Source organism: Intrasporangium sp. (genome assembly GCF_035280925.1).
In the GTDB taxonomy this organism is placed as follows: Bacteria; Actinomycetota; Actinomycetes; order Actinomycetales; family Dermatophilaceae; genus Intrasporangium.
This window is the reverse complement of the sequence record NZ_DATEEY010000134.1, coordinates 1-14,106: the sequence shown is the minus strand read 5'-3', so window position 1 is coordinate 14,106 and position 14,106 is coordinate 1. Positions and strand designations below refer to the sequence as shown.

General features: G+C 69.5%; 8 protein-coding genes and 1 pseudogene. 6 read left to right on the top strand and 3 right to left on the bottom strand.

What is annotated here, in order from left to right:
- Both VJN29_RS12945 and VJN29_RS12940 read right to left on the bottom strand, forming a co-directional pair.
- On the bottom strand, nt 1-2,676 hold a 2,676-nt coding region (locus tag VJN29_RS12945; protein ID WP_324144043.1), incomplete at its 3' end, for a S8 family peptidase.
- A gap of 143 nt (nt 2,677-2,819) precedes the next feature.
- Nucleotides 2,820-5,261: a DEAD/DEAH box helicase gene (locus VJN29_RS12940; protein WP_324144042.1), complete on the bottom strand. Its 2,442-nt coding sequence runs from the start codon at nt 5,259-5,261 to the stop codon at nt 2,820-2,822.
- A 144-nt stretch (nt 5,262-5,405) separates the two neighbouring features.
- On the opposite strand from VJN29_RS12940, the pseudogene VJN29_RS12935 reads away from it, so the two are divergent.
- The 3 genes and pseudogenes from VJN29_RS12935 to VJN29_RS12925 all read left to right on the top strand — a co-directional run.
- A pseudogene (locus VJN29_RS12935) lies at nt 5,406-5,744 on the top strand (STAS domain-containing protein); the annotation flags it as partial.
- A gap of 107 nt (nt 5,745-5,851) precedes the next feature.
- Nucleotides 5,852-7,399 carry a DUF7059 domain-containing protein gene (locus tag VJN29_RS12930; protein ID WP_324144041.1) on the top strand — a complete coding sequence of 516 codons (1,548 nt, stop codon included), beginning with the start codon at nt 5,852-5,854 and terminating at the stop codon, nt 7,397-7,399.
- A gap of 156 nt (nt 7,400-7,555) precedes the next feature.
- On the top strand, nt 7,556-7,915 hold the full coding sequence (locus tag VJN29_RS12925; RefSeq protein ID WP_324144040.1) for a VOC family protein: 360 nt from the start codon (nt 7,556-7,558) through the stop codon (nt 7,913-7,915).
- A gap of 218 nt (nt 7,916-8,133) precedes the next feature.
- Here VJN29_RS12925 and VJN29_RS12920 read toward each other — a convergent pair whose 3' ends face one another.
- A complete protein-coding gene (locus VJN29_RS12920) occupies nt 8,134-9,351 on the bottom strand; it encodes a TerC family protein (protein ID WP_324144039.1) in 1,218 nt (405 codons plus the stop codon).
- Between the two features lie 168 nt (nt 9,352-9,519).
- Between VJN29_RS12920 and VJN29_RS12915 the strand changes: the two genes are divergently transcribed.
- The 3 genes from VJN29_RS12915 to VJN29_RS12905 all read left to right on the top strand — a co-directional run bounded on the left by VJN29_RS12915 (nt 9,520) and on the right by VJN29_RS12905 (nt 14,051).
- Nucleotides 9,520-10,176, top strand: a complete 657-nt coding sequence (locus VJN29_RS12915; protein WP_324144038.1) for a TetR/AcrR family transcriptional regulator — start codon at nt 9,520-9,522, stop codon at nt 10,174-10,176.
- 84 nt (nt 10,177-10,260) lie between these two features.
- Entirely contained in the window at nt 10,261-11,991 is a 1,731-nt protein-coding gene (locus VJN29_RS12910) for an ABC transporter ATP-binding protein (protein WP_324144037.1), read from the top strand.
- Complete coding sequence (locus VJN29_RS12905) at nt 11,991-14,051, top strand: ABC transporter ATP-binding protein (RefSeq protein WP_324144036.1); 2,061 nt, start codon at nt 11,991-11,993, stop codon at nt 14,049-14,051. Before VJN29_RS12910 ends, VJN29_RS12905 begins: the two co-directional genes overlap by 1 nt.
- Nucleotides 14,052-14,106 lie beyond the last annotated feature (55 nt).

The following is a 14,106-nucleotide window of genomic DNA, read 5'->3' as shown; positions in this document are numbered from 1 at the left end:
GTTGAAGACACAGAGGTCGAGATCGGAGCCCGCGTTGACGTCTGCGTCGAAGAGCGAGAACCGCGCGTACGTCGTGCCTGCTGGTACGGCAACGTCGATCTTCTGGGCGTTCGGCGAGGTGAGCGAGCAGGTCGAGTCCGTCGGGTCGTCCGCGACGATCCCCGGCGTGACCGCCGCTGGGACGAGCCCCCGCGGTGTGGCCGAGAACGAGCCGTCGTAGCCGAAGGTCACCTGGTAGCTCGAGCCGGCCGGGTCAGCCGTAACCTGCGCCGGCGCCGCAAGCGCCACCGGACGCACCACCAACGGCGAACGCACATCGTGCGTACCGTCCGTCCACGTCAGATGGCCGCCGACATAGGCGTTCACCGCCGCCCTGGTTCGCGTGAACGTGACGGTGAACTCCTTCGTCTCTCCAGGGGCGACCGTCAGGGTCGACGGCGACACCTCGACACTGACGCCGCTGAGGCCAGTGACGCGGGCGCGGTACCTCGCAGGGGAATCACCGACGTTGGTCACCTTGCGAGTGACGGTCTGGATGCCCGCCAAGTCGCCGATGGCAATCGAGGCCCCGTTCAAGTCGCTGGCGTCTGTGCTGTAGCCGGCGTTGGTCAAGGCCGTGCAGGTAGCCGCCCCGACGGCGCGCGAGCTGCCGCACAAGAAGGCGAGCCAGTCGTTCCACGAGCTCTCGTAGACCAGGCCTGGGCTCGCCGCCTTGTTCGGCTCCACGTGACCGGCGCCCTGTCGGAACGCTCGGTCGGAGACTGACGCGTTGTCGAGGACGTCGTAGCCCGTGGTCATGAGGGCGCTCTTGATGGCCATCGGCGACCATCCGGGCCGGAGGTCCTTGAGCAGCGCCGCCAGTCCCGCGACGTGCGGGCTCGACATCGACGTGCCGGAGATCTGGTTGAAGCCATAGCCCTGGTTCGTCATCGGCGAGTAGGCCGCGAGGATGTCCTGGCCAGGGGCGATGACATCCGGCTTGAGCAGGTCACCGCCACCAGCACGCAGCGGTCCGCGCGAGGAGAAGCTGGCCGTGAACGGCGCGGGCTCCTCCGTCGTCAGCGTCGCCTCGTTGATCGTCGCCGTCGCGCCCGGCGTGGCGGCGTAGGCTTTGACCGCGCTGTAGACGTCGGCGTTGAGGTGCACCGTCGGCACGAAGTGGAAGTCGGCGTTGACCGAGTTTGTCGTCGGGTTGACGAGGACCATGCCGACGCCACCGGCCTCCTTGACGGCGAGGCTCTTGTTCGTCCGCCCGGTCACGCCGCGCTCACAGAGGACGATCTTCCCTGCCACCTTGGCGGGATCCAGGACGTTGCCGCCGTCCGCACTCGAGTAGCAGAGCTTCACCTGCGTGGCGTCCGCACCGGCCTTGCCGGCCGCCGTGGCGTCGATGAAGTCGGCTGAGACCGCCGCCGAGGCGAGCGACGCCCCGTTGTAGGTCGTCCCGTTGCCCAGGGTGACCGAGCCGTTGCCGCTGCGGTTGTGCGTACCGGCCGCGACGGTCGTGACCCACGGGGAGGGATGCGCGACGGTCGACGCCGTCGGACCGCTGTTGCCCGCCGAGGTGGCCACGAAGACGCCGGCGTCGGCGGCGAAGAGGAAGGCGATCTCGGCCGGGTCGGCGAAGTTCGTCTGCGAGCCGCTGATCGAGTAGTTGATCACGTCGACACCATCCGCTACAGCGGTGTCGATGGCCGCCACGAGATCGGACGTCGTGCCTCCGGCGGTGTCGCCCGACTGAGTCGACCACAGCGCCTTGTAGGCGGCGATGCGGGCCCGCGGCGCCATGCCGCTGATGCCGTTGGGCGCCACTGCGGCGCCAAGGCCGTCGACCGGGACGTTGTGGTTGCCGCCCGCAGTGCCAGCGGTGTGGGAGCCGTGGCCGTTGTAGTCGCGGGCGGAGTTGAACTCCCATGGCCGGTCGCGGTTGATGGCGCCGTTTCCGCCCTGACCAGCGTTGAAGTAGCGCGCGGCGACGAGTTTGTTGTTGCAGTCATCCGGTGCCCACTCCTCACCGGTAAGGCACGCCTTGTTCCTCGCGAGGTCGGGCTTGGAGTACGCGACCGTGCCGCTCGGAGCCGCCACCGGGACCCCGTTGGCGTTGACCCGGTCAGTGAAGGAGAGTGACTCGGGCCAGATGCCGGAGTCGATGACGCCGATGAGGATGTCCTCGCCGGCGCTCTTCGTGCCGCCCAGCTGGTCCCAGAGCCCGCCCTCGTCGGTGAGCCCGAGGAACTCCGGCGTCGTCGACGTGTCGATGGAGTAGGTCTGCTGCTTGGTCACGGCGAGGACGCCGGAGACGTTCCCCAGCTTCTTGGCCTGGTCGGACGTCAGGCGGGCGGCGAAGCCGTTGTAGGTGTAGGCGTAGTCGTAGAGCTTCGACGAAGCGCCGACCTTGCCGAGCGCTGCGTTGTGCGTGCTCTTGAGCCGGTCGACATACTTGGTCACGGCCGATGACGCCGGGTTGACCTTCTGGCCCTTGGCGGGCTTGGTCGCCTGGTAGCCGGCGATCGTGCCGTCATAGGCGACGACCGGCAGGTCGGCCATCTGGACGACGTAGATGCCGTCCGTGAACGATGCGTCCGTCTGGGTCACTGCCGCGTCGGCGGACCCCGGGCCCGCCAGCGCGAGCGCAACGGGCACGGCAGCGACCGCGCCCATCATCCTTCGCTTCATGTCTCTCCTGTCGAGGGATCCCTCAAAGCGGCGCGGGTGGGCTCTGCGCCGAACCGAACGATAGCCACGAAGGGCGACAAGCGGGAGAGGAACGGGGGAATTTGGGTGGATTCCGCCCCATTCCGCGCGTCCCGAAACGCTCCTTACCCTCCGGTGCAGCGTGAGAGCGTCAGCCCGAGCAGAGCGATCGCGCCGGCCTTGTCCAGCGGTTCGTTGCCGCTGCCGCACTTCGGGGACTGGATGCAGGAGGGGCAGCCGGTGGAGCATTCGCACGCGGCGATCGCGTCGCGCGTCGCGGTGAGCCACTCGCTGACCCGCCGGTAGCCGCGCTCCGCGAAGCCCGCCCCGCCGGGATGGCCGTCGTAGATGAGGATGGTCGGCAGCCCGGTGTCCGGGTGCAGGGCCGTGGACACCCCGCCGATGTCCCAACGGTCGGCCGTGGCGAAGAGCGGCAGCATCCCGATGGCGGCGTGTTCGGCCGCGTGGGCCGCACCGGGGATGTCGGCCTCATCGACGCCTGCAGCCGCGAGTGCGTCCACCGGCAGCGTCCACCACATCGCCTTGGTCGCGAGGGAGCGGGGCGGCAGGTCGAGCGGGTGCTCCCCGAGGACCTCCCCGCCCGGGAGCCGCCGCAGGAAGGAGACGACCTGGTGGGTGACGGTCACGTGGCCGAACGAGCACCGCAGCGGACCCCAGTCGGCACCCTCGAGCTCGCGGACGATCGCGAACTCGCTCACCGACTGCGCCTGGGTGGTCCATCCCGGGTCGCCGCGGACGGCAAAGGCGGTGGCTTCGGCGAGGTCGAGCCCGGTGACGACCCAGCTCTGGCCCTGGTGCAGATGCACCGCGCCGGTGTGGACCTGGGCGTGGGCCGAGGCCTCGTCGACGGTCCCGACCACACGCCCGGTCCGGGTCTCGACGACGCGGACCGGTTCGCCGGCTCCGCGCAGGGACAGGTGGTCGGAGGGGCGGTCTTCGCGGCCCCAGAACCAGCCGCGGGGTCGCTTCTTGAGGAGGCCCTTGGCGACGAGGGCATCGAGGAGGGGACCGGTCTCGGGACCAAAGAGCTCGAAGTCCGCGTCCGTCAGGGGCAGCTCCGCGGCCGCCGCCGCGAGATGCGGCCCGAGGACGTGGGGATTGTCTGGGTCGACCACGGCGGCCTCGACCCCCCGGCCGAAGATGCTCTCGGGGTGGTGGACGAGGAACGTGTCGAGCGGGTCGTCCGCTGCGACGAGCACGGCCAGCGAGCCCTGCCCCGTCCGCCCGGCCCGTCCGGCCTGCTGCCACAGCGATGCCAACGTGCCGGGCCATCCGGCGAGCAGAACCGCGTCGAGACCTGTGATGTCGACACCGAGCTCGAGGGCGTTCGTCGCGGCGATGCCGACGAGGTCGCGTGATCGCAGGGCCCTCTCCAGCTCCCTTCGCTCCTCCGGGAGATAACCGCCACGGTATGCCGACACACGGGGGCTCCGCCCCCGTGGACCCCCGGAAAGCCCTTCGTCCGACACACGGGGGCTCCGCCCCCGTGGACCCCCGGAAAGCCCTTCGTCCGGTGACTCTCCCAGACGGGCCCGGGCGACGTTCGCGACCACTTCCACGCCGGCGCGTGACCGCGCAAAGGCAACCGTCTGCACGTCTGCTTCAACGCATCCGGCGAGCAGGTCGCCGGTCTCGGTGATCGTGCTGGCCCGGCTGGGGAGTCCCTTCTCGTCGACGAGGAGCGGAGGCTCCCAGAGGGCGAAGGTCATGGACGCACGAGGAGAGCCGTCCTCGGTGACCGAGCTCAGCGGCATACCAAGAAGTCGTGATGCATGCTCGGCCGGGTCGGCAACGGTGGCGGATGCGAAGACGAAGGTGGGTGTCGCGCGGTAGCGGGCGGCGACGCGCCGGAGTCGGCGGAGGACGGCGGCGAGATGCGACCCGAAGACGCCCTTGTAGACGTGGCACTCGTCGACGACGACGTAGCGCAGAGCCCGGAGGAACGACGCCCACCGCTCGTGGCTCGGCAGGAGGGAGTGGTGGACGAGGTCGGGGTTGGTGAGGACGAGATTGGCGTGGTCGCGGATCCAGCGGCGCTCGTCGGCTGGCGTGTCGCCGTCGTACGTCGCCGGGCGGACGGCTGGCAGGGCAAGCCGCGCGATGCGGTCGAGCTGGTCCGCGGCGAGAGCCTTCGTCGGGGCGATGTACAGGGCCGTGGCACCGCGACCGTTCGGCGCTCGGGTCCCGTCGATGACGTCGGTGAGCAGCGGCATGAGGTAGCCAAGGCTCTTGCCGGAGGCGGTGCCGGTGGAGACCACGACGTGCTGGCCTCCGTGGGCGGTGTCGGCGACCTCGACCTGGTGTCGCCATGGGGCCGGGATGCCCGCTCCGACCAGCGCGCCGAGGAGGGTGGGCTCGAGCCAGTCGGGCCACTCGACGCACTGGGCAGGTCGCGCCGGGAGCTCGTGGACGTGGAGCAGGCGCTCGGGGTGCTCACCGACCAGCCGGCTGAGCAACGCCCCCGGGTCGAACGGCGCGTGGTAGTCCACCACCGGGACGCCGGGCGACGCCGGGTGTGTTGTCGACAGCGCGTCAGACCCGTTCATGTGGAGCAACCGTATGTCGCCGGGGTAACGTTGCGGCGACCCGGGCATGTTACTCCCGAGGTCAGGGAGATACCGGGTCGTTGCGAGGCAATGGCCACGCAATGGCAAGGCACATGGCAACGCACAAGCGGGAAGGGGCCACAGGTGGATCTGTCGATCACCCGGGCCGATCACGGTGACCGCACCGTGGTGCGCCTCGGTGGCGAGATCGATGTCTACACGGCACCGTTCGTCAGGGAGAAGCTGGACGAGCAGATCCACGCCGGACGCCCGGATCTCGTCGTCGACCTCAGCGACGTCACGTTCCTCGACTCCACCGGGCTCGGGGTGCTCGTGGGCCGACTGAAGATCGCGCGGACCCGTGGCGGTTCCCTGCGGCTCGTCTGCACCGCCGAGCGGGTGCTGCGGGTCTTCGCCATCACAGGGCTCGACAAGGTCTTCGAGATCCATTCCGACCTCGAGTCGGCGCTGGCCGCCAGCGAGGCGGACGACGAGGGGCAGCCGCAGGGGCAGGCGCAGGGGCAGGCGCAGGGGCAGGCGCCCACACCGCCCGCGGCCACCAACTCGCGCGGCTGACCCGCTGCCATCCGGTGGCCCCGCAGGTTCCGTCGTCCCCGCCCCCGCCGGTCGTCGACGCCGGCCTCATCGCGCGACTGCGCGACGACCTCGTGGCGGCCCGCTTCACGGTGGACGGGGTAGCCGAGCGGTTGGGGCCTCTCGCCTCGGCCGCCCTGCACCGCGAGCAGCCGCTCCCGGCGCTGCTCGCGACCGCCCCCGCGCCTGACCCGAGTGGGGCGGCTGGGCGCACCCCCGACTGCTGCGGCACGCTGATCCGGCTCTTCACGCTGGGTCGGCGGATCAGCGGCGCTGCGCTGGACACCGCACTGCCGTCCCTGCGGATCGACGGGGCCAGGGCCCTCGGCCTCGTGCGCGGCGATGCGGACCAGGTCGTCGGGACGTGCGACCTGCGGCCCTATTCGGACGAGACTCACGACTGGTGGGTGGCCTCCGACCTCTCCGAGCTGGTCACCCGGCAGCCGCTCCGACCCGACCACGTCCTCGGCATCGGCGGCGCCACGACGACCCTGGCGTCATGGACGATCCGTCGCCGGGTCGGACGGGCCCTGGATCTCGGCACCGGGGCAGGAGTCCAGGCGCTCCACCTCGGCAGCCACGCAGGGTCGATCGTGGCCACGGACATCTCCGAGAGGGCGCTTGCGTTTGCCCGTTTCAATGCGGCTCTCGCCGGCCTGGACGTCGACCTCCGGGCCGGTGACCTGCTCGATCCAGTTGCGGGCGAGCGCTTCTCGCTCGTCGTCTCCAACCCGCCCTTCGTCATCACGCCGCGCGACGGGGACGTTCCGGTCTATGCGTACCGGGATGGCGGACGACCCGGGGACACGGTGGTGCGCTCCTTGGTCCAGCAGGTCGAGGCGGTCCTCGAGCCGGGTGGTGTCGCGCAGCTCCTCGGCAACTGGGAGGTGCCTGCCGGCCGGACGTGGCGTGACGTGTGGGATGAGTGGCTCGAGGGGGTTGGTCTCGACGCCTGGGTGGTCCAGCGCGAGCTCCAGGACCCGGCCCAGTACGCCGAGCTCTGGAGCCGCGACGGCGGCCACCGGCCCGGTTCGGCGGAGCACGACCGCCTCTGTGCGGCGTGGCTGCGCGACTTCGCCTCGCGCGAGGTCGAGTCGATCGGGTTCGGCATCGTGGCGCTCCAGCGGCCGATGGACGACCGGGTGCCCTGGCGGTCCCTCGACGAGGCTCCCGGCCCGGTGGCGGCGGCGATGGGCGCGGTCGTCGAAGCCGGCCTCGCCGCACGGACTTGGCTCGCCGAGCACAGCGACGATGACGTGCTCGACGTGGCGTGGTCGTGCGCCGCGGATGTGACCGAGGAGCGGCACGGGCGTCCGGGCGCCGAGGATCCCTCGGTGATCCTCATCCGGCAAGGTGGCGGCCTGCGGCGCGTCGTGCGGGCCGACACACTGCTCGCTGCCTACGTCGGCGTCGCCGATGGGCAGCTGACCGCGCGTGCCGCGCTGGACGCGATTGCGTCGCTCGTCGAGGTCGATCCGGCGGCCGTTCGGGCCGAGCTGGTGCCGCAGATCCGCGACCTCGTGGCCGACGGCCTGCTCACCTGATCGAGTGAACAGCTTTCGGGACCCCCGACCGATCGAGTGAACAGCTTTCGGGGCCCATGGGCCCCGAAAGCTGTGCACTCGATCGTGCGTGGATGGCCAAGGGGGTCTGTTGGTCCCGGCCCTGCGGTGGCAGCATCCGGTTCAATGATCGGTCGAATGCACCATGTCGTCCTGGACTGTCCGGACCCGCGGGCCTTGGCGACGTTCTACTCCGAACTGCTGGGCAGGCCCATCACCTATGACAGTGACGACTGGGTTGTCGTGTCGGACAGCTCGGAGACATCGGGGCTGGCGTTCCAGCTCGCACCGGACCACCGCGCACCGACCTGGCCCGACCCGTCCGTGCCCCAACAGGTCCACCTCGACGTCATGGTCGACGACGTCGCCGAGGCGACTCCACTGGTCCTGGCCCTGGGCGCCACCGAGCTGCCGGGCCGCGGCGTCTTCGCCGACCCGGCCGGCCACCCGTTCTGCCTCATTCCCCGACCAGCCTGGGCGCCACCCGTTCACCGTTGATCGAGAGTGCATGTTCTGCACACTCGATCAACAGGTTGGCCAGTTGACGGGGCGGGTTTCCCCATGCCGTATGCCGCTGGGCTGGCTCCCGTCGAATGTGCCGTACGTGCCCGCATCTTCTGCACACTCGATCGGTTTGGGGTCCCGAAAGCTGTTCACTCGATTGGTTCGGGGTCCCGAAAGCTGTTCTCTCGATTGGGTGGTGAGCGGGCGGCGGGTCACATGCGGTAGGGGAGGCCGGCCTCGCGACGGGCGACCCGGTCCGCATGGATGACGTGGGCGCGGTTGAGCAGCTCGATGAGCTCGGTCTCGCCCTCGCGGATGCGGGCCCGGTACTTCTCCGGGAGGGCGCGGATGACCCGCTCGTCCTCACAGAGTGCCTCGTAGGCCTCTTCGCGGAGCTGCTGGTCCTCCTCGTAGCTGAGGTCCAGGTACCGGATCGCGCCGCGGCGGGCGTTGGTGACCGCGGTCTGGGCCTTGCCGGCGGGGCTGAGCAGCGAGGCCAGCACGGTCACGGTCAGCACCCCGACGATGACGACGAGCGACACGGCGGTCGACACCTCGATGACCGGGACCGGCTCGCCGTCGTTGATGAACAGAACGTTGTTCTCGTGCAGGGCGTGGAGGATGAGCTTCACGCCGATGAACGCGAGGATCGCCGAGAGTCCGTAGCTGAGGTAGATGAGCCGGTCGAGCAGGCCCTCGATGAGGAAGAACAGCTGCCGCAGGCCAAGGAGCGAGAACGTGGTGGCGGTGAAGACGATGAAGACGTTCTGCGTCAGGCCGAAGATCGCCGGGATCGAGTCGATGGCGAAGAGCAGGTCGGTGCCGCCGATCGCCGCCATGACGAGCAGCATGGGCGTCATGACCCGCTTGCCGTCGATGACGGTGAACAGCTTGTCGCCGTCGTAGTCGGGCGACGTCTTGAACAGCTTGCGGGCGATCCGGATCATGATGTTGTCGGCGGAGTGGCTGTCCTCACCCTCGGGCCGCAGCATGTTGCCGGCCGTCATGAGCAGGATGATGCCGAAGAGGTAGAAGGCCCAAGCGAACCGGTTGATGAGCGTGGCGCCGAGGAAGATGAATCCGGTCCGCGCGACGATCGCGAAGGTGACGCCGAAGAGGAGGACCTTCTGCTGGTCCGCGCGCGGCACGCGGAAGCTCGTCATGATGATGAGGAAGACGAACAGGTTGTCGACCGAGAGCGCCTTCTCGGTGATGTAGCCGGCGAAGTACTCGGTGCCCATGGCCGAGCCGCCCAGCCACCAGACCACGATGCCGAAGAGCACCGCCGCGCCGACGTACGCCGCCGACCAGATGGCCGACTCCCGCAGCGTTGGTGTGTGAGCCGTGCGGACGTGGAAGAAGTAGTCGAAGGCGAGCAACCCGATGATGACGATGACGGTGACGGTCCAGACGGCAGGGGAGACGGTCATCGCGGCGCCTTTCCGGGCTCGGTTCCGGGCTCACATCGAATCGGGCGGTACCAGTCTGCCTGCTCCACCACCCACCCAACGGAGTGAGTAGTTGGGAGCGAGCCCAGGGCATACGGCAGCTGAACTGGTCTGTTGTGAATGAGTGAGCACTCACTCATACTGGGAACCATGGGCACCACGACGGGGCGCGCAGCGCCCTTGGCCCCGGACGAGCGACGGGACGCGCTGGTCTCGGTCTTCCTCCAGCTCGCCCGGGAGCACGGACGCGTGCCGACGACGAGCGAGATCGCCCGGGCCGGCGGCGTGGCGGAGGGCACCATCTTCCGCGCCTTTCCGAGCAAGGGAGCGCTGCAGGCCGATGCGGTCGAGGCCGGCTTCTGCCCGGCGTCGGCTCGACGCGAGTTCCAGGCCATCGACCGGTCGCTGCCGATGCGGGACCGGCTGGTCGAGTTCGCCGCCATCCTGCAACAGCGGATCCGGGACGTGCTCGACCTGATGAACGCGCTCGGTCTCTCGCAGCCGCCGCAGGTGGCGCCGCACCACGACTGCTTCGAGGCGGGTCGGCACGTGCGCTCGCGTCTCGGTGGGGAGTGCCAGCCGTCCCACGTCGAGCTGTTCGACTCGGTGCTCGACCTCGTCGACGCGGACGAGCTGACGGTGACGCCGCACCAGCTGCTCCACCGGATCCGGCTGCTCACCTTCTCCGGCAGCCATCCCGGGATCGCGCAGGGCGAGCTGCTCACCCCCGAGGAGGTCGTGGACACGATCCTCGACGGGGTGCGCGCCCGGCCGGCCAGTCTGAAAACCAGTCGAAAAACCGATTGACCCTGACCCTGCAGGAGTCTCTAGCGTCGACCAGGCGCTCCCACCAGGGCTCCCACCCTCCCAGACCACAGCGAAAGGCACCCGATGCTCGTCCGACTGCTTCGGAGCCATCTCCAGCGGTACCACCGCGAGATGACGCTCATCGTCGTGCTGCAGCTCATCAGCACCATCGCGGTCCTCTACCTGCCCAGCTTGAACGGCGAGATCATCGACGAGGGGGTGGCCAAGGGGGACACCGGCTTCATCGTCAGCCACGGCGTGCTCATGCTCGGGGTGAGCATCGTCCAGATCGCCGCGGCAGTGGGCGCGACCTATCTCGCCGCCCGGGTGGCCATGGCGGTGGGCCGCGACCTGCGCGCGAACATCTTCGACACCGTCATCCACTACTCCGCGCAGGAGGTGGCCAAGTTCGGGGCGCCGACCCTCATCTCGCGCAACACCAACGACGTCACCCAGGTGCAGACGGTGCTCTTCATGGGCTTCGCGTTGCTCGTGTCCACGCCGATCATGATGTTCGGCGGCATCATCATGGCCCTGCGCGAGGACGTCGGGCTGTCCTGGCTGGTGGCCGTGGCGGTCCCGCTGCTCGGCCTGGCCGTGGGCCTGGTCATCTGGCGCATGGTGCCGTGGTTCACCCGGATGCAGACCGCACTCGACGGGGTCAACCGGGTGCTGCGCGAGCAGATCACCGGCATCCGCGTGGTACGGGCCTTCGTCCGGGAGCCCCACGAGGAGAAGCGATTCGGCGCGGCCAACGCGGACCTCACCGAGGCGGGACTGCGGGTCGGGCGGCTCATGGCGCTCGTCTTCCCGGTCGTCATGTTCATCTTCAGCATGTCCACGGTCGCGGTGCTCTGGTTCGGCGCCTACCGCGTCGAGAGCGGGGCGATGGAGGTGGGGTCGCTGACGGCGTTCCTGGCCTACCTCGTCCAGATCCTCATGGCCGTCATGATGGCGACCTTCATGGCGACGATGATCCCTCGCGCCGCCGTCTCGGCCGGACGGATCACCGAGGTGCTCGACACGACGTCGTCGATCGCCGAGTCGGTGCAGCCGATCCCGATCCGGGTGCCCAACGCAGGGGTCGAGTTCGTCGGCGTCGAGTTCCACTATCCCGGGGCCGAGGTCGCGGTACTCCACGACATCACCTTCACGGCGGTGCCGGGCCAGACGACGGCGATCATCGGCTCGACGGGTGCGGGCAAGACGACCTTGATCGGCCTGATCCCGCGCCTCTTCGACGTCCGCTCCGGTCGGGTCAAGGTCGGTGGCGTCGACGTGCGTGACCTCGAGCTCGACGCCCTGTGGGCCCGCATCGGCCTCGTCCCGCAGCGGCCCTACCTCTTCACCGGAACCGTCGCGAGCAACCTGCGCTACGGCAACCCGGAGGCGACTGACGAGGAGCTGTGGGAGGCCCTGCGCATCAGCCAGGGCTCGACCTTCGTCGAGGAGCTCGGCGGGCTCGATGCGCCGATCGCCCAGGGCGGCACGAACGTGTCCGGCGGACAGCGGCAGCGGCTCGCGATTGCGCGGGCCGTCGTCAAGCGGCCGGACATCTACGTCTTCGACGACTCGTTCTCGGCCCTGGACCTGTCGACCGACGCGCGCCTCCGCGCCGCCCTGCGGCCGGTGACGAGGGACGCGGCGGTCGTCATCGTGGCCCAGCGCGTGTCCACCATCATCGACGCCGACCAGATCATCGTGCTCGATGACGGCCGGATCGTCGGGCAGGGCACGCACGACGAGCTGCTCGAGACGTGCGAGACCTACCAGGAGATCGCCCTGTCCCAGCGCGGCGCGGAGGAGGCAGCCTGATGGCCGAGGGTGTCAAGACCGCGGAGGAGAAGGCGGCCGAGGCCAGGCGTGGACCCGCCCGACGCGGCGGACCACCGCACATGATGATGGGCCAGCCGGGGGAGAAGTCGCTCAACTTCGGCCCGTCGGCCAAGCGCCTGCTCGGCACGCTCCGACCCGAGCGGGGCAAGGTCGTCGTCGTGGTCACGCTCGTCGTGGTGAGCGTCTTCCTCAGCTCGATCGGCCCCAAGATCCTGGGTCGGGCCACGGACCTCATCTTCGGGGGCCTGCTTGGACGCCAGCTGGGGCAGACCGTGCCTCCGGGCACGACGACGGAGCAGGTCATCGCGGGGCTGCGCGCCCGCGGCGAGAACACGATGGCCGACATGCTCGAGCGCGCCGGCGTGGTCGTCGGCCAGGGCATCGACTTCGGTGCGGTCGCCGACGTGCTCCTGCTCGTCACGGCGCTCTACGCCGCCTCGTCCTTCCTGCTGTGGGTCCAGGGCTGGATCCTGCAGGGCGTGCTCGCGCGGACGATGTACCGCCTGCGCCAGGACGTCGAGGCGAAGCTCAACCGGCTGCCGCTGCCCTACTTCGACAAGCAGCCGCGCGGCGAGATCCTCTCGCGGGTCACGAACGACATCGACAACGTGAGCATGTCGCTCCAGCAGACCCTCTCGCAGCTGCTCAACTCGCTGCTCACCGTCATCGCGGTGCTGGCGATGATGTTCTGGATCTCCTGGGTCCTGGCGCTCATCGCGCTCGTCACGATCCCCGTGTCGATCGTCGTGACCGGCATGATCGCCAAGCGCTCGCAGAAGATGTTCGTCCAGCAGTGGCGCAACACCGGCGAGCTCAACGGGATCGTCGAGGAGACCTACACCGGCCATGGCCTGGTCAAGGTCTACGGGCGGCAGCGCGAGACGGAGGCGAGCTTCCGGACCAAGAACGACGAGCTGTATGGTGCCGCATTCGGGGCGCAGTTCATCAGCGGCATCATCATGCCGGTCATGATGTTCATCGGGAACCTCAACTACGTCGTCGTCGCCGTCGTCGGCGGCCTCAAGGTGGCCTCGGGATCGATGTCGCTCGGAGACGTCCAGGCGTTCATCCAGTACTCCCGCCAGTTCACGCAACCACTCACTCAGGTCGCCTCGATGGCCAACCTGCTCCAGTCCGGGGTCGCCTCGGCGGAGCGCGTCTTCGAGGTCCTCGATGCGGAGGAGCAGGAGCCCGAGGTCGCGGTGCCGGACGTCATCGAGGACCCGCGCGGCGAGGTCGCCTTCGAGGACGTGTCCTTCTCCTACTTGCCCGACCAGCCGCTCATCGAGCAGCTCAACCTGTCGGTCCGGCCGGGGCAGACGGTCGCCATCGTGGGCCCGACGGGTGCCGGGAAGACCACCCTCGTCAACCTCGTCATGCGGTTCTACGAGCTCGACGCGGGCCGGATCACCTTGGACGGTGTCGACATTCGGGACCTCACCCGGCAGGGCCTGCGGTCCCGCATCGGGATGGTGCTCCAGGACACCTGGCTCTTCGCCGGGACGATCCGGGACAACATCGCCTACGGGCGGCCGGACGCCACCGAGGAGGAGGTGCTCGCGGCGGCGCGCGCCACGTACGTGGACCGCTTCGTGCACTCGCTGCCGGACGGCTACGACACGGTGCTCGACGACGAGGCCTCGAACATCTCGGCCGGCGAGAAGCAGCTGATCACCATCGCCCGCGCGTTCCTCTCCGACCCGGCGCTGCTCATCCTCGACGAGGCGACGAGCTCGGTCGACACCCGCACCGAGCTGCTCGTCCAGCACGCGATGGCGGCGCTGCGGTCGGACCGGACCAGCTTCGTCATCGCGCACCGCCTCTCCACCATCCGGGACGCCGATCTCATCCTCGTCATGGAGCACGGACGGATCGTCGAGCAGGGCTCGCACGCCGAGCTGCTCGCCGCCGACGGCGCCTACGCCAGGTTGTATGCCGCTCAGTTCGCCGGTGCCGCGGCAGACCTCGACGAGGTGGCCGGGGTCGCAGGCCCGCCCGGTGGCCCGGGTGCCGCCCCGGCCGGAGCGCCCGTTGCTTAGCCGCCCCCGCACCACCCCCCGCAACACACCGAGTAGGTTGCACCGCACCGCGATC

Bases quoted from the DNA above. Each gene is read 5' to 3' on its own strand.
- VJN29_RS12940 (WP_324144042.1), bottom strand. From the start codon at position 5,261: ATGAACGGGTCTGACGCGCTGTCGACAACACACCCGGCGTCGCCCGGC.
- VJN29_RS12925 (WP_324144040.1), top strand. From the start codon at position 7,556: ATGCACCATGTCGTCCTGGACTGTCCGGACCCGCGGGCCTTGGCGACG.
- VJN29_RS12920 (WP_324144039.1), bottom strand. From the start codon at position 9,351: ATGACCGTCTCCCCTGCCGTCTGGACCGTCACCGTCATCGTCATCATC.
- VJN29_RS12915 (WP_324144038.1), top strand. From the start codon at position 9,520: ATGGGCACCACGACGGGGCGCGCAGCGCCCTTGGCCCCGGACGAGCGA.
- VJN29_RS12910 (WP_324144037.1), top strand. From the start codon at position 10,261: ATGCTCGTCCGACTGCTTCGGAGCCATCTCCAGCGGTACCACCGCGAG.
- VJN29_RS12905 (WP_324144036.1), top strand. From the start codon at position 11,991: ATGGCCGAGGGTGTCAAGACCGCGGAGGAGAAGGCGGCCGAGGCCAGG.